The 22117-nt window shown below is 41.1% G+C and carries 24 protein-coding genes; 15 read left to right on the top strand and 9 right to left on the bottom strand.

What is annotated here, in order from left to right; translation table 11 throughout:
- Nucleotides 1–148: 148 nt before the first annotated feature.
- Complete coding sequence (locus tag AC4CUZ_RS16885) at nucleotides 149–916, top strand: LA2681 family HEPN domain-containing protein (protein WP_490747933.1); 768 nt, start codon at nucleotides 149–151, stop codon at nucleotides 914–916.
- A 46-nt stretch (nucleotides 917–962) separates the two neighbouring features.
- The gene (locus AC4CUZ_RS16890; protein ID WP_005399942.1) at nucleotides 963–1931 is read left to right on the top strand and encodes an MBL fold metallo-hydrolase; all 969 of its coding nucleotides are present in this window, start codon (nucleotides 963–965) and stop codon (nucleotides 1929–1931) included.
- Nucleotides 1932–2040: 109 nt separating this feature from the next.
- On the opposite strand, the gene AC4CUZ_RS16895 is transcribed toward AC4CUZ_RS16890, so the two are convergent.
- The 4 genes from AC4CUZ_RS16895 to AC4CUZ_RS16910 form a co-directional block, all read right to left on the bottom strand.
- A complete protein-coding gene (locus tag AC4CUZ_RS16895; protein WP_490747934.1) occupies nucleotides 2041–2718 on the bottom strand; it encodes a DUF799 domain-containing protein in 678 nt (225 codons plus the stop codon).
- On the bottom strand, nucleotides 2715–3092 hold the full coding sequence (locus tag AC4CUZ_RS16900) for a DUF4810 domain-containing protein (RefSeq protein ID WP_004694541.1): 378 nt from the start codon (nucleotides 3090–3092) through the stop codon (nucleotides 2715–2717). Before AC4CUZ_RS16900 ends, AC4CUZ_RS16895 begins: the two co-directional genes overlap by 4 nt.
- A gap of 13 nt (nucleotides 3093–3105) precedes the next feature.
- Nucleotides 3106–3777, bottom strand: a complete 672-nt coding sequence (locus AC4CUZ_RS16905; RefSeq protein ID WP_005399944.1) for a CsgG/HfaB family protein — start codon at nucleotides 3775–3777, stop codon at nucleotides 3106–3108.
- A gap of 111 nt (nucleotides 3778–3888) precedes the next feature.
- Nucleotides 3889–4512, bottom strand: a complete 624-nt coding sequence (locus tag AC4CUZ_RS16910) for a LysE family translocator (RefSeq protein ID WP_005399945.1) — start codon at nucleotides 4510–4512, stop codon at nucleotides 3889–3891.
- 445 nt (nucleotides 4513–4957) lie between these two features.
- On the opposite strand from AC4CUZ_RS16910, the gene AC4CUZ_RS16915 reads away from it, so the two are divergent.
- Together AC4CUZ_RS16915 and AC4CUZ_RS16920 are read left to right on the top strand one after the other, a co-directional pair.
- Entirely contained in the window at nucleotides 4958–6577 is a 1620-nt protein-coding gene (locus tag AC4CUZ_RS16915) for an oleate hydratase (protein WP_010326229.1), read from the top strand.
- 471 nt (nucleotides 6578–7048) lie between these two features.
- Nucleotides 7049–7504, top strand: coding sequence for a DIP1984 family protein (locus AC4CUZ_RS16920; protein ID WP_004981209.1), 456 nt, complete (start codon nucleotides 7049–7051; stop codon nucleotides 7502–7504).
- 207 nt (nucleotides 7505–7711) lie between these two features.
- On the opposite strand, the gene AC4CUZ_RS16925 is transcribed toward AC4CUZ_RS16920, so the two are convergent.
- Entirely contained in the window at nucleotides 7712–7915 is a 204-nt protein-coding gene (locus AC4CUZ_RS16925; RefSeq protein WP_010326228.1) for an NF038215 family lipoprotein, read from the bottom strand.
- Nucleotides 7916–8460: 545 nt separating this feature from the next.
- Between AC4CUZ_RS16925 and AC4CUZ_RS16930 the strand changes: the two genes are divergently transcribed.
- The 5 genes from AC4CUZ_RS16930 to AC4CUZ_RS16950 all read left to right on the top strand — a co-directional run bounded on the left by AC4CUZ_RS16930 (nucleotide 8461) and on the right by AC4CUZ_RS16950 (nucleotide 14065).
- Nucleotides 8461–9009, top strand: coding sequence for a TetR/AcrR family transcriptional regulator (locus AC4CUZ_RS16930; protein ID WP_005399948.1), 549 nt, complete (start codon nucleotides 8461–8463; stop codon nucleotides 9007–9009).
- Nucleotides 9010–9026: 17 nt separating this feature from the next.
- On the top strand, nucleotides 9027–10676 hold the full coding sequence (locus AC4CUZ_RS16935) for an MFS transporter (RefSeq protein WP_010326227.1): 1650 nt from the start codon (nucleotides 9027–9029) through the stop codon (nucleotides 10674–10676).
- 32 nt (nucleotides 10677–10708) lie between these two features.
- Nucleotides 10709–11869, top strand: a complete 1161-nt coding sequence (locus AC4CUZ_RS16940) for an HlyD family secretion protein (RefSeq protein ID WP_005399950.1) — start codon at nucleotides 10709–10711, stop codon at nucleotides 11867–11869.
- A 62-nt stretch (nucleotides 11870–11931) separates the two neighbouring features.
- Nucleotides 11932–12801, top strand: a complete 870-nt coding sequence (locus AC4CUZ_RS16945; RefSeq protein ID WP_005399951.1) for a 1-aminocyclopropane-1-carboxylate deaminase/D-cysteine desulfhydrase — start codon at nucleotides 11932–11934, stop codon at nucleotides 12799–12801.
- A gap of 64 nt (nucleotides 12802–12865) precedes the next feature.
- Nucleotides 12866–14065: a BaiN/RdsA family NAD(P)/FAD-dependent oxidoreductase gene (locus AC4CUZ_RS16950; RefSeq protein ID WP_005399952.1), complete on the top strand. Its 1200-nt coding sequence runs from the start codon at nucleotides 12866–12868 to the stop codon at nucleotides 14063–14065.
- Between the two features lie 21 nt (nucleotides 14066–14086).
- On the opposite strand, the gene AC4CUZ_RS16955 is transcribed toward AC4CUZ_RS16950, so the two are convergent.
- On the bottom strand, nucleotides 14087–14212 hold the full coding sequence (locus AC4CUZ_RS16955) for a hypothetical protein (RefSeq protein WP_490747935.1): 126 nt from the start codon (nucleotides 14210–14212) through the stop codon (nucleotides 14087–14089).
- 71 nt (nucleotides 14213–14283) lie between these two features.
- Here AC4CUZ_RS16955 and AC4CUZ_RS16960 point away from each other — a divergent pair, with 71 nt between their 5' ends.
- The gene (locus AC4CUZ_RS16960) at nucleotides 14284–14985 is read left to right on the top strand and encodes an IS1 family transposase (protein WP_005005861.1); all 702 of its coding nucleotides are present in this window, start codon (nucleotides 14284–14286) and stop codon (nucleotides 14983–14985) included.
- A gap of 217 nt (nucleotides 14986–15202) precedes the next feature.
- Here the strand turns inward: AC4CUZ_RS16960 and AC4CUZ_RS16965 are convergent, their stop codons facing one another.
- From AC4CUZ_RS16965 to AC4CUZ_RS16975, 3 genes are all read right to left on the bottom strand, one after another.
- Nucleotides 15203–15394 (bottom strand): hypothetical protein, encoded by a 192-nt coding sequence (locus AC4CUZ_RS16965; RefSeq protein ID WP_010326226.1) that lies wholly within the window; start codon nucleotides 15392–15394, stop codon nucleotides 15203–15205.
- Nucleotides 15395–15454: 60 nt separating this feature from the next.
- Nucleotides 15455–17161, bottom strand: coding sequence for a mechanosensitive ion channel (locus AC4CUZ_RS16970; RefSeq protein WP_005399955.1), 1707 nt, complete (start codon nucleotides 17159–17161; stop codon nucleotides 15455–15457).
- A 163-nt stretch (nucleotides 17162–17324) separates the two neighbouring features.
- Entirely contained in the window at nucleotides 17325–17603 is a 279-nt protein-coding gene (locus AC4CUZ_RS16975; protein WP_005399956.1) for a hypothetical protein, read from the bottom strand.
- 287 nt (nucleotides 17604–17890) lie between these two features.
- Between AC4CUZ_RS16975 and AC4CUZ_RS16980 the strand changes: the two genes are divergently transcribed.
- From AC4CUZ_RS16980 to AC4CUZ_RS17000, 5 genes are all read left to right on the top strand, one after another.
- Nucleotides 17891–18313 carry a hypothetical protein gene (locus tag AC4CUZ_RS16980; protein WP_004694572.1) on the top strand — a complete coding sequence of 141 codons (423 nt, stop codon included), beginning with the start codon at nucleotides 17891–17893 and terminating at the stop codon, nucleotides 18311–18313.
- 567 nt (nucleotides 18314–18880) lie between these two features.
- Nucleotides 18881–19825: a transporter substrate-binding domain-containing protein gene (locus tag AC4CUZ_RS16985; RefSeq protein ID WP_010326225.1), complete on the top strand. Its 945-nt coding sequence runs from the start codon at nucleotides 18881–18883 to the stop codon at nucleotides 19823–19825.
- A gap of 68 nt (nucleotides 19826–19893) precedes the next feature.
- A complete protein-coding gene (locus AC4CUZ_RS16990) occupies nucleotides 19894–20637 on the top strand; it encodes an amino acid ABC transporter permease (RefSeq protein WP_005399958.1) in 744 nt (247 codons plus the stop codon).
- Nucleotides 20637–21320 carry an ABC transporter permease subunit gene (locus AC4CUZ_RS16995; RefSeq protein ID WP_005399959.1) on the top strand — a complete coding sequence of 228 codons (684 nt, stop codon included), beginning with the start codon at nucleotides 20637–20639 and terminating at the stop codon, nucleotides 21318–21320. Before AC4CUZ_RS16990 ends, AC4CUZ_RS16995 begins: the two co-directional genes overlap by 1 nt.
- A gap of 14 nt (nucleotides 21321–21334) precedes the next feature.
- Nucleotides 21335–22060: an amino acid ABC transporter ATP-binding protein gene (locus AC4CUZ_RS17000; protein WP_010326224.1), complete on the top strand. Its 726-nt coding sequence runs from the start codon at nucleotides 21335–21337 to the stop codon at nucleotides 22058–22060.
- Nucleotides 22061–22117 lie beyond the last annotated feature (57 nt).

Raw genomic sequence — 22117 nt, forward strand, 5'->3', positions numbered from 1 at the left:
CGGTACGGTTCAATTCGCTTGTAACTCACATTTAACTCCGAATACCTGGAAACCTTACTACAAAAATCAAGTCAATTTTTTAACTGAACAATTAGATTCTAAAGACTTAGATTCTGAAGAAGCTGAGACACTTAAAGAATATTCTTCTATGACTCAATTCCGACAATGGTGTATAGAAGAAAATTTAACTCTGAATATTCATGGAATGTATTGTTCATGCATTGCCAATGAACGAGATAATTTAACTCTTTTAGAGGGTATAATTTCTCCGACTAATATTCTTATATATGAACAATATCTCAACCGATTGAAAGCCGAATTTTCCTTGATGCGAGTAATGTTCTATGAGTCTAAATTCACAAATAGCTCTAAGTTTGATTATGAAAGCTGTTATTCGGAACTTGATGACAAAGAAATCATTAATATAAGATCTGAAAAGCTAAGAACTTGTTTCAGACTATGTTTCTCAATATTAGATAAGTTAGCAATCTTCTTGTGTCAGTATTTTTCACTAAAAATTGAGAAAAATACTGCGTTCAATAATTTTTGGCATCAGAATAAATCTGCCCTAGAAAGCAAAGAAAATTTTGCTTTGATTGCAATTAACAGTCTTATTTTTGATCTAAATGAAAAAAATGGACAATTTGGTTTCTATAAAGTTTGGCGAAATGCTCTCGAACATCATATTTTATTTCTAGTTCCAGATACTTTTGAACTCTCTAATGACTCTACACATACTTATGTAAAAATCACTGACTTCGAAAATAGTCTCCTAAATTTAATTCAATTAACAAGATCATCTATATTTTCAACAGTATTTGCAATTGTTGAAGATCTACGTCAGAAAATGCCAAATGATAAAAATAATTCTCTTGAAATAAAAATCCATAAAAAGGAGTTTAAAGGTTCTCCATGACATGCTAAAAAATAGACAATTCAACAAATTTTGTGAAACTTTATAAATGAATAAGTTACTTGCTTCCGCTTTAATTAGCTCCAGTCTCATTAGTGTTTCATCCTTCGCTCTTTCCCCACCTGCCCCAATCCCCCAACAAAAACAAGTCTCAGGCTATTACCAATACCAAGCGGGTGATGTACAAATCACTGCCCTGTTAGACGGCACAAACTTCATGTCGCCTAAATTATTTCAAAATACTCCAGAAAAAGAAGTCCATGAAATTTTAAAGAAATATGCTGCCGACCAAGCCAAAGGCGTACAGACCTCTGTCAATGCCTTCCTTGTAAATACAGGTCATTCGCTGGTTTTAGTGGATAGCGGCGCTGCGAGCTGTTTTGGCGCACATTTAGGTTCAGTGTTAAGCAACTTAAAAGCGTCAGGCTATCAACCAGAGCAAGTCGATACCATCTTGCTAACGCACCTACACCCAGACCATGTGTGTGGTATTAGCCAAAATGGCGTGGCAAACTTTCCAAATGCAACGGTTTATGTTTCGAGCGATGAAGCGAACTATTGGCTAAACCCGAAACAAATCGAAAAACTCCCGAAAGAAAAACAAGCAGGCTACTTAGGAACTGTTGAAAAAATTAAACAAGCCATTGTGCCTTATCAAGCCAAACAACGCTTCAAAACGTATCAATTGGGCGATCAAGTTCAGGGATTTAAAGTCATTAATACCGCGGGGCATACGCCGGGACATTTTAGCTATGAGCTGAAAACCAAAGATGAAACGGTGGTCTTTATTGGTGACATTGTGCACTCTCATACCGTGCAATTCGACAAGCCAGAAACCGCTATTGATTATGACATCGACCCGAAAAAAGCAGTGCAAACCCGCTTAAAGCAATTTGCTGAATATGCAAAAGGCGTGCAAACCATTGCAGCACCACACTTGCCATTCCCTGCTATTGGACATATCTATTCAGCAGATGGTAAAAGCTATCAATGGATTCCTGTGCATTTTAAGGATTAATTTATACGAAAATTATCTCTTCTTTTGCCTGAGAGTTAAAAGTCACTTCAAACCAAATATAAGTTTGTTAAATCATAAAAAATCCCCTCATTTGAGGGGATTTTTTTTACTACTGTGGACTCATCGAGTTTTGTACAAAATGCGGAGAACGAGGTCCATATAGCAACCCTTTTTGCTGCATCAACTGCGGAGCATACAACTGGGTACTCACACTGTTAGACAGTACATAAGCTTTGTCAGATAAATGATTAGAAATTTGGTCAATCAAGGCACCCACCAACATCCCGACCAGACCGGCGTTGTTGTTATTATTGGCTTGTTGGATTTTTTCCTGACCTTCCCATAATAATGCTCCGGTTTTTAAATCCACCAATTTCGCCTCGACCGCAACGGTCGAGGTCGATTGAATCACCTGATATTTAGAACCATATTCTTTGACTTTGACATACAGTGCGGCATCCGCTCCAAAAATTTCATTGAGTTTCTGAATTGGAATTTGCTGCGCATCATAGCCGTTGGTTACGCCGTTTTCTTTAAATAGCGTATCGACCATAGAAATGGGGAACACATAATAGCCCGCTTCTGCTACAGGTAAAGTCACAGTAGACCAATACCCATAGGTTGCCCGTGTATCGGGTGACTCATTTACAGGCGGCAACACCAAAATGGATTTTGGCATATTGGCATGATATGCAGATAAGTCACGATTGCTTTTTGGTGTCGTAGCACAACCTGTGAAGAGTGTCACAGCAAGGCCAAGTATGCATAGTTTTTTGAAATTTTTCACTTCACACTCCCTACCGCAGACTGAGCCGTCATTTTTTTCAAAAGACGATCCATTAATACTGTCGACTCTGGGTAAGTTTGGCGTTCAAGCTCAAAATACTGAACAGCACGTGGCCCATTATTGATATTTAAATTCAATAAACCCAAATGCGCATACAAGCCCGGAGGCACTGCTGCATTTTTGGCTTTGGCTTTTTCAATATCTTTTTCAAGTTTGCCAATCTGTTCTTGTGGAGAAGTCTTTTCTGGCAGACTCAACATCAAATAGGTTTGCTGCGGGTATTCGCCCCAGCTATATAACGATTTTGGCGCTGAAACACAGCCCACCAAAGTCATGGTGCAGATCACACCTAAAACCAATACGATTTTTTTCATTGATTCAAACCAGTTACTGCGCAGACCACTTATTGGTTTGAATATCCAACACCAAATTATTAACCGCTTCACGCACAGCCAAATCTAGAACTTTACCGTTTAAAGTTGAGTCATAAGAAGCAGTAGAACCAAAACCTAAAATTTCACGTTCACTGAGTGCATACTCGCCTGCACCTTGCACAGAGTGAACAATTTCTGCTGTTTTTACATCGACAATATTTAAGTTCACTTTGGCATAAGCAATTTGGGTTTTACCACGGCCCAATATGCCAAATAGCTGGTGATCACCAACTTCTTTACGGCCAAATTCAGACACGTCGCCCGTTAATACATAACGTGCGCCTTTAATGGATTGAGATGATTTAGTAAAGCCTGCTTCTTGTTTTAATTCAGCAAGGTTGTCACGGTTTAGGACAGAGAAATAGCCCGATTGCTGTAAATGCGTTTCTAAAATGGTTTTCGCCTGACCACCTAAACGATCAACATTGTCTGAGAAAATGCCACGCATGTAGCTTGAGCGGTTGTCAAATTTTCCTACAGAAACAGGCGTTTTAGTGCCAGCGTATTTGACTGTCGCCACTGCCGCTGTTACTTGCGGTGATTGAATTGTTTTTGACGTTTCTGTTGTTGAACATGCAGATAATGCTAAGCCACTCAAAACGGCCAAAAATATAGATTTATTCAAAATTTATCCCTCAAATCTTTAATTTAAAAATCATTAAAAAAATCAAAGGGATTATAACCATTTAGCTTTTAGTTACCTATACAAAATCCAGTTTTGTTGTTGTGAACCTTATCACTTCATTCCAAAAATCAGTTTTAAACCCAACACCGTCATCACGGCCCCTGCTGCGCGGTCAAATACGGCTTTAAACTTCAAATACACGCGGCGCGGCTTTTCAGCAGACAACGCCACTGCAACCAACGAACACCAACCCGCATCAATAAAGAAACATAGGATAGGTAGTACAAAATAGTAATAGGTTGGGATTTCTTTGGGTAAAAGTGCAGTAAAAATACTGGCTAAAACAATCGCAATTTTAGGGTTGGAGAGCTGGGTAATTAAGCCAGTCATAAAGGCACGGCGTAAAGTCATTGCTTTTGAGCTGGAATGATCTGCCTCAATCGGCTCTTTGGCATGTTTAATAATTTTAAATGCGAGCCAAAGCAAATAGATCCCACCACAAATTTTTAAGGCCAAATACGCTGACGGCACTGCCAACAAAAAGGCTTGTAAACCAAGTACAGCCAACAGACCAAAAACAGCTGCGCCTGTTCCAGTCCCCAGTGCGGTAAAGAGGCCATGCTTTCGAGAAATCGCAATCGAATTTTTTGCTACATAAATCGACGTCGGTCCAGGGCTCATTGCGCCTAACATTAATGCAAAGGCAATCGAGCCCAAAATCCAAAATGATTCCAAGAGTGACCTCTAAATTGAGAGAATTTATCAGCTGCGATTTTACGCTAAACAAAGTTTTTACGATATTCACTTTATCAGTTATTTTTCACATTTATATCGTGATCAAGCCGCAGCGTGTACGTCCATTATATTTTTTAATGATAAATAAAAAAGCCTATTTTTAAGGAAATTTAGCATAGGCAATCGTGAAAACAACAATAGAGCAATTACTCAACAATAAAATGCAAAATCAGTTATTTAGATCATATTCAATTTTAATAAAAAGACAAATGTGTATTAAAAATAGCCATCATATGCTTATTTTCGATTACAAAATATAATGGGGGAATTACTTCCCTTTTCATACATTTTTCATATATAAAAAGACTTACTATTTATAAGGTTTTATTTCTCTAAACCACATTTTTAACTTCATAATTTTTAACATCAGAATTAAAGGTGAACCATGCAAAATAAGAAGCGCACCCCATTAGACGCACAACAGTCCCATCTTTGGATCATTGGTGGTGGTATTGCAGGTATGGCTGCTGCTGCATTTGCGATCCGTGATGCCAAAGTCCCTGCCAAAAATATCCATATTTTAGAAGAACTCGATATTTCAGGTGGCTCGATGGATGGCGGACATACACCGCATGCCGCGCAAGCTTGGGTAACACGTGGTGGGCGAATGCTGACCGATGAAACTTATTTGTGCCTATGGGACTTATTTTCCAGTATTCCATCTTTGGAAAATCCAGACATTTCGGTGCGTGAAGAATGTCGTGAGTTTAATGAAAAATTGAAAACCCACGCCAATGCACGTTTAATTGATGCCGAACATGTCATTGCGGATGCTGCAAAGCTTGGGCTGAATACACTACATCGTGCACAGATGCTGCGCCTATTGGCTTCAAAAGAAGAAAAAATTGGCAGTCGCCGCATTGATGAGTTTTTTGATGAAGCCTTTTTTGAAACCAATTTCTGGCGCATGTGGCGCACGACTTTCGCTTTTCAAAAATGGCACAGTGCAGCAGAGTTAAGACGCTATTTCTTGCGTTTTATTCAAGAATTGCCACGCATTCATACCTTAGCGGGTGTCAAACGTACCAAGTACAATCAATATGACTCGATGATTCTGCCCCTACAGCGTTGGCTAGTCGCACAAGGCGTCGATGTACGTTTTGGACACTATGTCACAGATGCGGACTTCATTACCAATGCTGAAACTCAAAAGCGCCATGCCTCGCGACTATATGTACAATTGCCTGAAGGCTCAGAGCAAATTAATCTGAAAGCCAATGATTTAGCTATTTTCACTTTAGGTTCCATTACCGCGGACTCACGTTATGGTGGTAATCATGACGTGCCTGCCCTCGTTCGTCATCGAGAAGACCATGGCTGGACACTTTGGGAAACACTGGCACAAAAAGCCCCAGACTTTGGCCGTCCAATGACTTTTTATGGCAATGTCGATGAACATAAGTGGGAGTCTTTCACACTAACTATGAAAGATGACGTGTTGCTTAAACGCATTATTGACTATACAGGCAATGAACCAGGTACCGGCGCACTGATGACTTGGTATGAGTCGGGTTGGCATTTATCCATTGTGGTTCCTGCACAGCCACACTTTGCCGACTTACCTGAAGGTTTATATACCTTATGGGGCTACGGTTTCCAAATTGACCATATAGGCGATTACATCAAAAAACCAATGTCCGAAGCCACAGGGCAAGAAATCCTAACAGAACTGATTAAACAGCTCGGTTTTGACGACATTTTAGATCATGTTTTGACAACGACTGATGTTACCACAGCCATGATGCCATACGCCTCTGCCCTGTTTGCCTGCCGTAAACCGGGAGATCGTCCACAGGTGATTCCGCAAGGCTCACAAAACTTTGCTTTCCTTGGACAGTTTGTGGAAATTGAAGATGACGTAGTCTTTACTGTGGAATATTCAGTTCGTGGAGCGATGCTTGCCATTTATGAATTCTTTGGGGTGGAGCGTGAAATCCCTGAAATTTACAATGGTCTGCTTGATCCAAAGGTCGGTTTGAAAGCTTTGGAAACCGTGTTCCACTAAGCTTTTAATATATAGCGATAAGAGCATCTTTATGTCACTACTAATACATAGTTTAATTTAAGCAACGTTTGGATACGCGAGTGTGGCAGGGATGCCACACGTTATCCATCATAATAGGGATGTTATGTATGGATAACAAAGGCTTTTGCTTACTTTTGGCCTATCAAAAGTAAGGTTATTGCCTACGCAAACACCTTTTGTACTTTATTGAAAAGTTGAGGCAATGCACACACCTAGTTTTAAATTGGATAAAAAGAAAAATTAGATAAAACTTTATACCTCATTAGTAAATAAATTGACTAATCAACATAGGAAAAACATCTCCACGTTTTAAACAAAATACCGAAACTGACTAAGTGCTTTTCTATCGTTTTCTCATGATTTTAGATTTCATAAAATTACAAAACTCACTTGCAGCTTTGATTGCACAGAGGCAGCATAAGACTTATCTAAAACTTTAAAAATAAATCTATGAAACTAGCAGAAGCACTTTTATTGCGTAGTGATTTACAAACCAAACTTGCCTCTTTACAACAACGTATCAACAATAATGTGCTAATCCAAGAAGGCGATGAACTGAGTGAAGACCCTAATGCGCTGATGGGTGAGGCCTTTAGTGTAAATACAGAGTTACATCATCTGATTGCAAAAATTCATGCGACCAATGCGCAAGCTAAAACCAGCACGGGTCAATCCATGCTCAGTGTTTTAAACACACGTGATTTACTCACACAACAGCATCGTATTATTCAACAGGCCATCGACAGTTCACGACGTGAAAATGGTCGTTATAGTTCGAGTGAAATTCGCTGGGTTAAAACCATTGCGGTTGCAGACTTGCAAAAACAAGCGGATGCAATTAGCCAGCAACTCAGGCAAAATAACTTAGAGATTCAAGCTTCAAATTGGCAAATCGAACTGATCTAGCCAATTTGAGCCACAACAGTTTGGGCATATTGGGCGAGTACAAGGCCTTTTATACGTTTGTAAGGCTTTAATTCAACAAACGTTTGCAGGAAGTAAGACGTCTACTTCACATTTTCACAAATCTGACGTAGCACAATGCATCTTTTATACTGCACATCGCACCTTGCACCACCATGTACTGACAATATGCCTCCCTATTTTTACCTATTAGTACGCATCAGCCTGTGTAGGCGTTTTCTGATTAAAAGCCATTTCTTGTGATGGAAGTTTATAATCACGATCATGCACAGGAACACCACCAATAATCATGGTACGAGCCTCAGTTCTAGGCTGATTCAAATCCTTTTTTGCATCACACGCGGTCAGTTGAGTGAGCAATAAAACTAATACTAGGGTAGATAAGGTTTTCATCATATCCCCTCATTTATCATTATTGTGCTTTCAGCATAGCACTTTTATTTTTCCAATCCTATCGACTTTGTTACAACTCTTATCTATCTACATGATGGTTCTGTGCGTATTTTTTTATTTCAAGAAAAATCAATCATTCGTTTATAAAACAATAATATAAATGATTTAAGTTAACCAAAATTCGATTTAAATATTTATCCAACGTATTTAAAAAACTATCTTGGCGGAGTCTTATCTTGTTTTATTCAATTTCTTCATCAGCCTGCGGCTCGCCCTACTTTTGTTTCGACAAAAGTAGGCAAAACCATTGTCATCTGCAAAACCTGTTCATTTCTTGGATTTATTAAAATATAGCGAATAAAACATTATCTTATTTACACCATGCAGGTTGCAGATGACGTTTCCGAATCGCCCATTTCTTATCGAAATTAGATTAAATTAGAAAAAGACAAAGTAATTTACAAAATCTTACAGGATTGAATATTTACAACGGACACTTTTGTCCGTTAAATAATAGCACTTCCAAATTAAATGAAATAATCACCATGACCAGTCGTCAACAGCGTGCTGCACAAAACCGTGAGGAATTGCTGGAAGCCGCAGTTCAGGTTTTTCGTACACACGGTATCAATGCCCCCTTACAACAGGTGATTGATGCAGCAAATGTCGGACGGGCGACGTTTTATCGTAATTTTGATGACCGTCGTGCCTTGGTGATTGCATTGATGGAACAAGCCTTAGAGCGTCTCGCAGTTCGTGCAGAAGCGTTTTCTCAATATGAAGATGGTTTTATTCGTTTAATTGAAAACCATGTCTATAACTTACCGTATTTGACTGCACTGATGGAATACTGGCGGGTGATTGAGCGTGATGATCCAGTCATGGTCGATATCTACGCGCGTCGCGATGCCATTTTGCAACCGCTGATTGATCAAGCCATTCAGCACGGCGTGTGTCGCCCCGATTTAACCACCCAAGATTACGCCATGATTACGGCTATTTTAAGGACTTCATTTCAGGGACTGACCGATACAGAACAACAGCAACTTGCACAACGTGCAATTGAGCTGTTACTCAATGGTATTCGGGCATAAAGTAGAGGTCACAACTCATGACACAGCCTCCGCGTTTACTTGAACCCGCGCCAAACTGGACCCCCGAAGAAAAGCCAACCCTGCCCGGCTCTCCTGCCGTGATCGCACACTCCACACCTAAGCGCTTCATATATTTTTTTATTGGCTTATTTGTCGCATTGTCTGCGAGTCTTAGTAATGGTTTTATTACTGCAAATTTGCCCTTAATTCAGGGTGAATATGGACTCACTCCTTCTGAGGTGGCATGGATTCCTGCGGCTTATGTCATGGCAAATGTCAGTGCTAACCTAATTCTATTTAAAGCCCGTCAGCAATATGGTCTGCGTCTATTTTCTGAAATTGGTCTACTGATTTTTATTGCGGTTTTGGTTTTACACGTCTTTGTGCATACCTTTGAAATGGCGGTATTGGTACGTTTTATTAGCGGCATGGTTGCAGCACCTCTCAGTTCCTTAGGCATGTATTACATTATGCAGGCCTTTAAGCGAGAAAATTTTGGTCGCAGTATCTATTTGGCTTTGGGCTTTCAACAGCTCGGTATTCCCTTAGCATGGATCATTTCTCCCTATCTCATTGACGTGAATAACTGGAATGTCCTGTATACCTTTGAAATTGGGTTAGCCCTGTGCTGTTTCGCAATGGTGGTGTCGCTTAAGTTGCCGCGCAGTTTAAGAATTGCTGTTTTTGAAAAGCAGGACTTCTTCACCTTTGCACTACTTGCACCTGGTTTTGCCTTTTTGTGTATTGTGCTGACCCAAGGACCAATCTTGTGGTGGTTTGAAGCAAAGTGGTTGGCGTACCTTTTAATTGCAGGGTTCAGCCTAATTGTGATTGGTTTGGTCTACGAGCATTATCGGGTCAATCCTCTGATTATGACGCGTTGGCTGGGGACATCATCTACGCTTCGTTTTATTATCGGTGCCTTTGCAATTCGCTTCTTAATGTCGGAGCAAAGCTATGCTGCGGTAAATTTTCTCAAAACTATGGGCATGGGCCCCGATCAATTTGTTCCGCTCTATGTGGTGATCTTTTTCGGCATCGTGTCTGGAACCTTATTTAGTGCCATCACTTTTTCACGTGAACGGATTATTTGGCACCTGCTGTTAGCAGAAGCTTTGGTGTTGATTGCTTGTGGGTTGGATTTTCACCTCACCAGCGATATTCGTCCTTCCAACTTTTACGGTAGTCAGTTTTTGGTGGGCTTTGCCAGTGGTGTTTTTATTGGCCCACTCTTGATCACAGGGATCTTAAGCGCCATGCAAAAAGGTCCCACCCATATTGTCACGTTTATTGTTTTATTTTCAGCGACCCAAACTTTTGGTGGCTTAGTCGGTTCATCCTTTTACTCCACCTATCAACAGGTTCGAACTCAAAACTACCGTGCCGAAATGATTCAACAACTGCCCGAAACCAATCCATTGATTGCACAGCGTCTTTTAGCGTATCAACAAAGTTCGCATAGCTACACGCTCGATCAGCAGTTAGAGCAGCAACAAGCCTTAAAAAATCTAAATCAGGTGGTAACCCGAGAGGCTCAAGTGCGTGCCTATAACGATGTGATTAGCTTCAATGGCGTCGTGGCCATGCTGCTGTTGCTGTGGGGAACATTACTGATTGCACGGAATCAATACCAACTGCGCCAACAAGCGAAAATCGGTCATACCTAATGCCACTGCTCCCTATTTATTGAGAAATTGTTATGTCTGAAGATCAAAAACCAGCAGCTCCGACTGAAACAACCGAAACTTCTGAAAATGCGGCTGAGGCTGAACAGCCGACGGCAACAGCAACAACGGTTACGCCACCTTCGAGCAAACTGATTCCAACAGCGAAACGTACGCTAATCTTGATGTTTTTAGTACTCATCATCGGGATTGGGATCATTTTATGGGCATGGAAAATTGGGCCATTTGACAGTACCGTTGAGTCAACCGACAACAGCTATGTCAAAGGCAAAACCACGGTGCTTTCTTCGCAAATTAACGGCTATGTCAAAGATGTGTTGGTCAGTGATTTTGATCACGTCAAAAAAGGACAGGTATTGATGCATATCGATGCCACCACCTATGACCAAAAAGTCACACAGGCTGAAGCAGGAGTGGATCAAGCGCAAAATAACCTATCTAATCAAACCCAAAATATTGCACAGCGTAAAGCCGATATTATCGCGGCAGAAGCCAAGGTCGAACAAGCGCGAGCAGCGTATCAATTGTCACAAGCACAACAACAGCGCTATCAACAGTTGAGAGACACAGGTGCAGCGTCTAAATCGGAACAAGACAAAGCCTTTGCCGATACCCAAAATAATTTAGCCTTACTGCAACAAGCACAGGCCAATGTATTGGTGGCAAAAGAAGCGCTCAAAACCGCGCAAGTGGCTGAAACAGGACTCAAAGCGCAAGTAACCAATGCCGCGGCACAACTGGATCAAGCCCAAACCACCAAAAACTACAGCAGTATTATCGCCCCGATGGATGGGCAACTGGGTGAAGTCAATCCGCGTGTGGGACAATATGTGGCAGCAGGTACACAATTGCTCTATCTGATTCCACAACAGACTTGGGTCACGGCTAACTTTAAAGAAACTCAAATTGCCAATATGAAAATTGGGCAAAAAGCATGGTTCACGGTAGATGCCTTAAATCATCAGAAATTTACAGGTCATGTCGAACAAATTTCCCCTGCGGCAGGCTCAGAGTTCAGTGTGCTTAAAGCTGATAATGCTACGGGTAACTTTACCAAAGTGGTGCAACGCATTGCGGTACGGATTGCGATTGACCCGAATCAAACGGGCATTGAAAATTTACGCCCCGGCATGTCCGTAATTAGTTCGGTCGATACTCAATCTGCACAGCATTAACCCTGTACAGAAACCACGACTTTTCACTTACACTATGCTCTGAGCCAAGTTGATAAAATCCTATGTTTGACCAGATTGCACAGTCCATTCCCTATCAGCACATAAGCGTTGGTGGGATCAATATCAGCATCAAACGTTTGGACTTGGTCCATCCACACATTTCAGGCAATAAATTTTTTAAACTGAAATACAATCTGTTGGCGGCACAGCAACAGGGCTATAAAAAACTCCTGACCTTCGGCGGAGCATATTCCAATCATATTGCCGCGACGGCCTATACAGCGCAGTTATTTGGATTTGAAAGTCTAGGCATTATTCGAGGTGAAGAGCTAGCCAGTAAACCCTTAAACCCAACTCTAAATACAGCACAGCAATTCGGCATGCAGTTGCAGTTTGTGACCCGTGAAGCCTATCGACAAAAGCAAAGCCCAGCATATTTAGTGCAGTTACAACAAGATTATCCTGACTATTATGTGATTCCTGAAGGAGGGACGAATTCCCTTGCCATTCAAGGCTGCACAGAAATTCTTTCTGATGAAGATCGACAAAATTACGATCTGATTTGTTGCGCTGTGGGGACGGGTGGCACCATTGCAGGTCTGATTGAAGCCAGTACTTCACAACAGCAAATTTTGGGCTTCTCCGCACTCAAAGGCGATTTCCTAAGCACCGAAGTCGAACAACTGACCGAAAAAAGGAATTGGCAAATCACCGACCAATATTGCTGTGGGGGCTATGCCAAAACCACGCCTGAACTACTGCAATTTATTCAAGACTTTGAGCAGCAATATGACATTGCACTGGAACAGATTTACACAGGCAAAATGCTGTTGGGCTTAACCGATTTAATTCAACAAGGTGCATTTGCACTAGATCATCGCATTTTGGTGATTCATTCAGGTGGGCTGCAAGGTCGTTTAGCCACGCTTTAGATAGTCCTGAAAAAGCAAAAAAGATGGTCTATAATGCCCTGCTTTATTCTCCCGTGAGTGTGTCATGTCCACAAATCAATATGATGTCTTAGTTTTAGGTGCAGGTGCATCTGGCTTAATGACAGCCTATATGGCAGCTCAACGCGGACGTAAAGTGGTGGTGGTAGAAAAAGCCAATAAAGTCGGTAAAAAAATTCTCATGTCGGGTGGCGGTAAATGTAACTTTACCAACCTTTATGTCGAGCCAAGCAACTTTATTTCACATAATCCGCACTTTGTAATTTCAGCCCTGACCCGCTATACCAATTGGGACTTTATTGGTCTCGTTTGTGAGTACGGCATTGAATATGAAGAACGTAAACATGGTCAGCTCTTCACCCTCAATGGCGCTAAAGAAATTTTAGCTATGCTGTTAAGTGAGTGTGAAAAAACAGGTTTGGTCGACATTAAAACCAACTGTGAAGTGAAAGCCATCACCGCCCTAGAAAAGCAAGGTTTTCAAATTGCCACAACACTGGGTTATTTTGAAGCAGAATCTGTAGTAATCGCATCAGGTGGTTTATCTATTCCAACCTTAGGCGGTTCAGGCATTGGTTATGAGATTGCAAAACAATTTGGTCATCATGTGTATCCGACTCGCGCAGGTTTAGTGCCTTTTACCTTCTCGGACAGTTTTAAAGAAGTGACCACACGCTTAAGTGGCAATGCTGTAGATGCAACTTTATCGAATGATTTAAATTCTTTCACCGAAGCTCTTTTATTTACCCATCGAGGACTCAGTGGACCAAGCTCGCTACAGCTTTCAAATTATTGGGATGTGGGACAAAGCTTCAAAATTGATTTCCTACCCAGCGTGGATTTACACGACTACTTAAAAGCCAAGAAACAGAGTCAACCCAAAGCCCTGCTTCGCACTTTATTGGGTGAACACTTTCCTAAAAGTGTGGTGGTTGAACTGCAAAACCTCATTTGGCCTGAGCTGGCTGAAACAGCGATTGGTCAGTTGTCAGATGAAAAACTGGAGCAGATTGCAACGCGCTTGCATGCATTTGAAGTCAAACCATCAGGAACAGAAGGCTACCGTACTGCTGAGGTGACTTTAGGTGGCGTAGATACCACCGAGGTTTCATCGAAAACCATGGAAAGTAAAAAGCAAAAAGGCCTGTACTTTGTGGGTGAAATATTGGATGTGACAGGACATTTGGGCGGTTTTAACTTCCAATGGGCATGGTCATCTGCACATGCAGCATCAGAATATGTCTAAACCATCTGCTTAAATGATAAATTATTCTAAATAATCAGTGCGTAGCAGTACGCACTGCTTTTGCTTCCGCTGACGGGCAAGTGCTAAGTCCATTTTCGCAATGGCAATATGGACATGGCTCGGCTGGATCACTGAACGTTTCGCCATCAATGTTTTTTTGGTGGTGTATCAAAAAGTATGCTAAAAAAAAGCAGGTTGAATTTTGATAAAATAGAGAAATGCAAATAACTCTAGAAATCAAATGTCCAACCTGCCTCAGTGACAGTATAAAGAAAAATGGCATCAAAGTAGATGGGAAACAAAACTACCAATGCAAAGACTGCAAACGTCAGTTTATTGGTGACCATGCTCTGAGCTATCTAGGATGTAATTCTGGCATTACTCGTAAAATATTACAGTTAATGGTCAGAGGCAGCGGTATACGAGATATCGCTGAAGTTGAGCGCATTAGTATCGGTAAAGTCTTACGGACTTTAACTGAATCGGCCTATCAAATTCAGCCTAAACAAAGTCATTATGAATCTCTCGAAGTAGATGAATTCTGGACTTTTGTTGGAAATAAAAATAATAAACAATGGCTTATTTACGCCTACCATCGAGAAACAGGTGAGATTGTTGCTTATGTTTGGGGTAAGAGAGATTTAGCTACAGTCCAAAGGTTGAAGACAAAGCTTAAACAATTAGGTATTCACTACACCCGAATTGCAAGTGATCATTGGGACAGTTTCATCACTGCTTTTAAAAACTGCAAGCAAAGTATTGGTAAGTTGTTTACTGTAGGAATTGAAGGTAATAATTGCAAAATAAGGCATCGAATAAGGCGTGGTTTTAGAAGAAGTTGCAATTTCTCCAAAAAGCTTGAAAACCATTTTAAAGCCTTCGACTTAACCTTCTTTTACATCAATAATGGCTTCATTTAATGTCAGCATACTTTTTAAAACACCACCGTTTTTTTTAATATTTGTATCATCTGTTTTTTCCTTTTTAAACTGCAATTTATAAAAATAAATCGTGAAATGTCCATGCAGCTATCACAAAAGTATAGGCATGTAAGTATTTCTAATTTATGAAATATCCATATTCCACATGCATCAAACATACCAAATTAAATTTCATTCCACACTATAGACTTTTGTATTATTTTTCATCAGATTCATCCGCATCACGGCCTTCAGTTGCCGCAGTCGGTATTTTTTCAACATTAGCGTGTGTTGTTGTATCGATCTTCGGTTTTGCAAATACAAATTTATAAGCACTCACAAAAAATCCAACCGTAATACCTGCAATGATGATTGGGGCAAAGTATTTATTTGGGGCTTTTTTTGACATCGGTTTACTCCAATAAAAAACACCAACCACCATCAGTGGTCGGTGTTTAGGGTGATTAATTTAGTCTGGATCTTTGGGATGAACATCAATATCTTGCTCAGCTTCACCCGTTGAACCAAAAGGTTTATTTAAAGGTTTATGCGCAGGATCGACCTCTGCTGTAGTTGGAATATCATCTGCATGTTGATATTCCTCTGCAACCGTTGGTGTATCCATTTGCTCTTTCAGTGAGGCATGCTCTTCTTTGCCTTGTGCGGATTGTGTGCTTTCAGCTTTGGCCTGATAAAGTGGATTCGGTTGCGTACCTTCTTTTTTGGCTTTATCTAACAAATCGGTCAAAACCCGTTCCGCAGGTTGACGCCCACCGAGACCAAAAGCCAGTGCAAAAGCAATAGCAACCGCACCAAGCGTTAAGCCAAAGGCCAAATTCACAATCGAATCTGCGATACCCATTGCACGCAAGCCCATCGCCAATACCAAGCCAATGATCAAGACACGTACAATGTTCGCCACCCAACGAGAGCTGTTGTATTCACCACGCTCAATCACCTGAGCAACCAAGTTCGCCAGCCAGAAGCCCACACCCAGAATGACTGCACCCAATAGGATGTTTGCACCAAACTGGATAAACATCGCAATCAAACCACTGATCTGTTCAAAGCCGAGTCGATTTGCTGCTTCAGAGACCGCAAATAGCATGGTAAAGAACACAATAAAATAACCCACAACGCAAGATGCTTTGGTGTTTCCTAAGAAACGTTGCAAGCCAACTTTGTTTGGAATGTCATCTACACCTGTTCCCGACAAGACTTCAACCACAAGGCTTGCAACAAAACGTGACACTACATAGGCCAAAATTAAAATCAATGCCGCCGCAATGATGTGCGGAATCGCATTCATGATTTCATACAGCATGGCCGTCGCTGGTTGAGAAATTGCATCAATGCCTAAAGCTTCAAACGCAATAATCAGCGCTGTGATAATAACCATTGCAAAAACAAAAGATCCGAGCACTTTAGCCAAATCTGAGTTTTTAAACAGTCCTACTTTTTCAACCTGTTTTTGTACATCTAGGCTTCTCAATAAGCCCTCAATAATGCCCCGTACAATTTTGGCTAGAATATAACCTGCAAAAACAATTACACCCGCAATAAAGATATTTGGTAGATACAGTACGGCTTCATTGACCATATTTTGGATCGGAAAGAGCAGCCCAGTCAGACCGAGTATCGACAAAACAATGGGTAAGAATAGTAATAAAATCAACCAATAGACAATTTCACTAATGTTTTGACTCAGCGTACTGACTCCGACATCCTGACTGAGTTTTTCATCTAACTGAGTCCGATCCAATCCTTTTTGTAAACCCACTTTGACCAGCTTTGCCACAATCCAGCCAATAAAGCCCACAGCAACAGCAGCCAACAATTGTGGTATAAACAACAAGAACTGTTGAACCATATTACTAAATGGCCCACTTACACTGGTGAGATTGAGAACATTGAGTGCACCGATCACCGCAATAATCAAAATCAGCCAAAACACAACTCGAGAAATAATATTTTCAATATTCGAGCGATGGCCAGTAGCACTGGAAAGTTTTTGGTTGGTCCCGAGTTTGGTTAAAACCTTTTTCACAGCACCTGCAATCAATAATGCAATAATCCAACCAATGATCAGGATGGCGATTGCGGACAGGATCGGGTGAAACTGGTCCCAATAATACATCGCATCAAATCGACCCTGATGCCCTACATAATCATTCATTTTGTTCTCCCTCTTGTTGTGTCTACATCACAGCGACCTTTGCTCAACTACAGATTTTAGTTTTGAAGTGATTGTCTGCCATGAGGTATGAATGCGAAATGGAATACCTTTTGATGACTGCTAAAGAAAAAACCCCTGTACATTACAAGGGCTTTAGTCACATTTAGCGGTCAGTTGCAGTCGCTGTATTGCTATCGTTGGCTGTCGCTTCGTCACCTGCTGTTGCAGTGGTACTGTTATTTGGTGTTGCAGGCTCTGCACTCGGATTCGGATGTCCTGGAGGCGCCTCATTCGGATTTGGCTTGGTATCTGCAAACATATAAAATAATAATGCGATTAAGAAAATTCCGACCAATGCCAATATATACAAGGGCACGCGTTTTTTCTTCTGCCGCTCCTCTGGCGTTTGTACATGGGACGGTTTATTGAAATCATGTGTCATAGCTCCCCCTCAATTTTCTATTATCAAGTTGTCGAATTCTCATACTAACAACTGCTTGTGTAGCATTGTGTTTCAAAGCATAGTGAGATAGTAAACAAGCGCTTTATTTTAAGTTAAGTTGTTATTTTTTATGGTTTTAAAAACAGTCACTCTTCTGTCAAATCAATGTTAAAGGTCATATAAAAAGTATTTCATATAGGCGTAGACAAAAAGAGTCTGGCGAACAGCGCTCTTCAACTGAATTTGCGCTATAATTATGCACCTTGTTTTAGCTGTTTTTGGACTTTATGGCATATCGTCAACAAAGTGTAACGCTTGATTTAGACACTGATGTTACGCACCAATGTCATTTGCACTACACGCGAGACCAACATCTTATTGGTATTATTGAATTTTCTAAGCCTAGTTATATTCTAAAATGGGGCGATCTGGAGTTTTTCCGTCGTCGTACTGAAGAGTTTTCAGTGATGCCTTTTCCTGAATGTGTCAATGCCATGATTATTGACATTCGAAATGTGCAAGCCTTTTTAGACAATGAAACACCCATCATTCCTTGGCGCTTACTGGAAGAAGAATGTCCTGTGCGTTTAGTTGTACCTCAAGACCGTTTAGATCACTATATTGGACTGTTTGAGCCAACATGGCTGACGACTGATATTGAAACGGCTATTTCTGAAATCCGTGAATATATGGATATGTTTGTGCACTAAGCACTTCTCGATACACACCTGCTCATCTCCTCCCCTTGCGATTGTGCCCCGTCATTTGTTCATAACGTACAGTCGCTTTTATTTTTTAGTTTTTAATCTGCTGCGGAAAACGTAGGACAGTAAACCGAATCTAACTGACTTTTATATACTGCGTCATAAAACGGATCATCTTCAAAATAAAGCACTTTTCTTTGCTATTGCAGTTTTAGCATGTTCTACACGAACAAAATCCATTCTGTCATGCATCCATAACGAAACGCATAGCCAACCCTGTGGCATTAGACATTAGCCTAATAAAATGAATTAGAAAACTCGAAATGGCACGCATTATGCATAATTTTCTTTTTAATATCAGAGGAATATAGCGATGCACTTATTTAAAGCATTATTAACAAAATATTAAAAATCCCTCTTGAGCAGCAAAAGCAATCTCGATTAAGATGCATACTAAGCTGTAAAAAAATACCATAAAAAGAACATCTTTTGCACAGAATAAAGCTTTAACCCAATTCTGACGTTTTTGATAAAAACAATGCAATTGATGCTGCAAACAAAAGGAGTTTGTACATGACCATGCAACGTAATCTTTCTGCCTTATTTTGTGCAAGTGCACTTGCGCTGAGCCTCAGTGCATGTAGCGACAACAAAGCACCTGCAACGGATGCAGCTAGCACTGGCGCAGATGCTTCACAGTCAGGCACTTTAGATAAGATTAAAAAATCAGGAACCATTGTTTTAGGTTACCGTGACTCCTCTATTCCATTCTCCTATATCGCAGACAACCCAAATCAACCAGTCGGTTATGCACATGATTTACAGCTCAAAGTGGTTGAAGCTGTTAAACAAAAGCTGAATATGCCTGATTTGAAAGTTCGCTATAACTTAGTCACCAGCCAAAACCGTATTCCATTGGTTTCAAATGGCACAGTCGATCTTGAATGTGGTTCAACTACAAACAACAAAGAACGCCAGCAACAAGTTGATTTTTCTGTGGGCTTCTTTGAAGTGGGTTCACGTTTACTTACTGCAACCGATTCAGGCGTGAAGGATTTTGCTGACTTAAAAGGCAAAAAATTAGTAACGACAGCAGGGACAACCTCTGAACGCTATATCCGTCAGCATGAAAAAGAACTCGGTATTGGTGAAGTGATTTCTGCCAAAGACCATGCTGAATCATTCTTGATGCTCCAAAGCGGTCGTGCTGCTGCGTTTATGATGGATGACATTTTACTTGCTGGAGAGAAATCGAAAGCCAAAGATCCAAACAAGTGGCACATTGTCGGTACAGCACCAATTCAAGAAGTTTATGGCTGTATGTTACGTAAAGGCGATACTGGCTTTAAGCAAGTGGTTGATGATGCAATTAAAGCCACTTATAGCTCAGGTGAAATTAACAAAATGTACAACAAATGGTTTGAACAACCGATTCCACCGAAAAATATTAACCTGAACTTTGCTATGTCAGACCAACTTAAAGCTTTAATTGCAAACCCACATGACCGTGATCAGTAAACGATAAAGGAAAGATTAATGTTCACTCAGGCAAAGTTTCTTTGCCTGACCTATTTTAGGGGATTGTCATGAATTATACCTGGAACTGGGGCGTCCTTTGGCAATCCACAGGCGTCGGAGATAGCACCTATCTCAGTTGGATTTTGATTGGTTTAGGCTGGCTGTTTGTTATTGCCATTGTGGCTTGGAGCATTGCAATGGTGCTCGGAAGTATTCTCGGCATTATGCGCACGCTTCCCAATAAAACCGCACGTTCTATCGGCACTGGTTACGTCACCATTTTTCGTAATGTACCGCTACTGATCCAATTATTTATTTGGTTTTATGTGGTGCCGAATTTCTTACCTGGTCCGATTAAGTCATGGTGGATTAACGATTTAAGTGCAGGAACAACAGCGTTGATTTCAGCCAGTATCGGTCTTGGACTGTTTACCGCAGCACGTGTCTGCGAACAAGTCCGTACAGGCATTGAAGCCTTACCTACAGGACAGGTCAATGCAGGTTATGCCATGGGGTTTAGTACCGCACAACTATACCGCTATGTCATTTTACCGCAGTCCTTCCGTACGATTTTGCCGCCTCTGAGCTCCGAGCTGACCAACTGCGTCAAGAATACTTCTGTGGCCTCTTTGGTTGGGGTCTCCGAGATTATTTCGCAGATGAAAACCATCAGCGAATATACGCAGAACACCATCGAAATCTATACCTATGTCACGATTATATTCATCGTTATCAACGTGTGCCTAATTACCTTAATGACGCTGCTTGAAAAACGTTTGCGTGTCCCAGGTTTAATTGCAGGAGCTAAATAATGGAATGGCTCACCGCATTTACCCATGATTTGCAGTTATCTGCACCTGCCCTATGGCATGGTTTAAGTATCACTTTAAAAGTGGTCATCATCGCCACCATTGGCGGTATTTTCATTGGCACGCTGTTGGCACTGATGCGTTTGTCTTCAATTCGCATCTTGAATTTAATTGCCCAAGGCTATGTCAATTTATTCCGCTCGATTCCACTCCTATTGGTATTGATGTGGTTCTACTTTGCTGTACCCTTCATCTACACCACAGTCACGGGAAATTACCTGACCATTGATACCGCTTTGGTCTCAAGTATTGTGGCGTTCATGCTGTTTGAAGCGGCTTATTTCTCGGAAATTGTACGTGCAGGAATTCAATCAATTCCTAAAGGACAGTCTGCCGCGGCTTATGCACTAGGCATGACCTATGGTCAATCCATGCGCTTAATCATTTTGCCGCAAGCCTTTCGCAAAATGACACCGCTGCTGTTACAACAAACCATCATCTTGTTCCAAGACTCAACCATGGTATACGCCATTGGACTACTCGACTTCTTCCGCACCAACTACGTGCGGGGCGATTTGATGTCTCTATTAACGCAATATATTTTATTTGCTGGCTTGGTGTATTTCACCATCAGTATGCTAGCCACATATGCAGTAAAACGATTACAAAGGAGGTTAAGCGTATGAGCGACCAAAAAGTAATGATTGACCTCCAAAATGTCAGTAAATGGTATGGCGATTTTCAAGTCTTAACCGATTGCACCACACAAATTTGCCAAGGTGAAGTGGTGGTGGTCTGTGGTCCATCAGGCTCAGGAAAATCGACCCTGATTAAAACAGTGAATGGACTGGAAGCCTTCCAACAAGGTCAAATCACAGTCGATGGAATACCCATCAAAGACCCGAAAACAGATTTGACCAAATTACGCAGCCGTGTAGGTATGGTGTTTCAGCACTTCGAGTTGTTTCCGCATCTCAGCATTACTGAAAATTTAACCATTGCCCAAATTAAAGTATTGGGACGCTCTGAAGCTGAAGCGAAAAAGAAAGGCTTAGGCTATTTAGAACGGGTTGGGCTGAGTGCACATGCACATAAATTTCCAGCACAACTTTCAGGTGGACAACAACAACGTGTCGCAATTGCCCGTGCATTAAGCATGGATCCGATTGCCATGTTGTTTGATGAGCCTACATCGGCGCTTGACCCTGAAATGATTAATGAAGTTCTTGATGTGATGGTCGAGTTGGCACATGAAGGCATGACCATGATGTGTGTCACCCATGAAATGGGCTTTGCCCGCCAAGTCGCCAACCGTGTGTTATTTATGGATCAAGGTAAAATTGTTGAAGACTGTAGCAAAGATGATTTCTTTAACACCAAACGTGGTGATCGTGCTCAACAGTTCTTAGACAAGATCTTGCACTAGTACAGACGTCTTATCCCACCTTAAAAAAAGCAGATCATACGATCTGCTTTTTTAATT

The sequence above is a fragment of the Acinetobacter sp. 789_lipA genome (genome assembly GCF_058242845.1).

Excerpts from the sequence above, each read along its gene's own strand:
- AC4CUZ_RS16885 (WP_490747933.1), top strand. The coding sequence starts at position 149 with ATGACTCAATTCCGACAATGGTGTATAGAAGAAAATTTAACTCTGAAT.
- AC4CUZ_RS16965 (WP_010326226.1), bottom strand. The coding sequence starts at position 15,394 with ATGTCAAAAAAAGCCCCAAATAAATACTTTGCCCCAATCATCATTGCA.
- AC4CUZ_RS16995 (WP_005399959.1), top strand. The coding sequence starts at position 20,637 with ATGGAATGGCTCACCGCATTTACCCATGATTTGCAGTTATCTGCACCT.
- AC4CUZ_RS16945 (WP_005399951.1), top strand. The coding sequence starts at position 11,932 with ATGTTTGACCAGATTGCACAGTCCATTCCCTATCAGCACATAAGCGTT.
- AC4CUZ_RS16930 (WP_005399948.1), top strand. The coding sequence starts at position 8,461 with ATGACCAGTCGTCAACAGCGTGCTGCACAAAACCGTGAGGAATTGCTG.
- AC4CUZ_RS16990 (WP_005399958.1), top strand. The coding sequence starts at position 19,894 with ATGAATTATACCTGGAACTGGGGCGTCCTTTGGCAATCCACAGGCGTC.
- AC4CUZ_RS16940 (WP_005399950.1), top strand. The coding sequence starts at position 10,709 with ATGTCTGAAGATCAAAAACCAGCAGCTCCGACTGAAACAACCGAAACT.
- AC4CUZ_RS16960 (WP_005005861.1), top strand. The coding sequence starts at position 14,284 with ATGCAAATAACTCTAGAAATCAAATGTCCAACCTGCCTCAGTGACAGT.
- AC4CUZ_RS16950 (WP_005399952.1), top strand. The coding sequence starts at position 12,866 with ATGTCCACAAATCAATATGATGTCTTAGTTTTAGGTGCAGGTGCATCT.
- AC4CUZ_RS16920 (WP_004981209.1), top strand. The coding sequence starts at position 7,049 with ATGAAACTAGCAGAAGCACTTTTATTGCGTAGTGATTTACAAACCAAA.
- AC4CUZ_RS16925 (WP_010326228.1), bottom strand. The coding sequence starts at position 7,915 with ATGAAAACCTTATCTACCCTAGTATTAGTTTTATTGCTCACTCAACTG.
- AC4CUZ_RS16955 (WP_490747935.1), bottom strand. The coding sequence starts at position 14,212 with ATGGCGAAACGTTCAGTGATCCAGCCGAGCCATGTCCATATTGCCATT.
- AC4CUZ_RS16985 (WP_010326225.1), top strand. The coding sequence starts at position 18,881 with ATGACCATGCAACGTAATCTTTCTGCCTTATTTTGTGCAAGTGCACTT.
- AC4CUZ_RS16915 (WP_010326229.1), top strand. The coding sequence starts at position 4,958 with ATGCAAAATAAGAAGCGCACCCCATTAGACGCACAACAGTCCCATCTT.
- AC4CUZ_RS16980 (WP_004694572.1), top strand. The coding sequence starts at position 17,891 with ATGGCATATCGTCAACAAAGTGTAACGCTTGATTTAGACACTGATGTT.
- AC4CUZ_RS16970 (WP_005399955.1), bottom strand. The coding sequence starts at position 17,161 with ATGAATGATTATGTAGGGCATCAGGGTCGATTTGATGCGATGTATTAT.
- AC4CUZ_RS16900 (WP_004694541.1), bottom strand. The coding sequence starts at position 3,092 with ATGAAAAAAATCGTATTGGTTTTAGGTGTGATCTGCACCATGACTTTG.
- AC4CUZ_RS16935 (WP_010326227.1), top strand. The coding sequence starts at position 9,027 with ATGACACAGCCTCCGCGTTTACTTGAACCCGCGCCAAACTGGACCCCC.
- AC4CUZ_RS17000 (WP_010326224.1), top strand. The coding sequence starts at position 21,335 with ATGATTGACCTCCAAAATGTCAGTAAATGGTATGGCGATTTTCAAGTC.
- AC4CUZ_RS16890 (WP_005399942.1), top strand. The coding sequence starts at position 963 with ATGAATAAGTTACTTGCTTCCGCTTTAATTAGCTCCAGTCTCATTAGT.
- AC4CUZ_RS16975 (WP_005399956.1), bottom strand. The coding sequence starts at position 17,603 with ATGACACATGATTTCAATAAACCGTCCCATGTACAAACGCCAGAGGAG.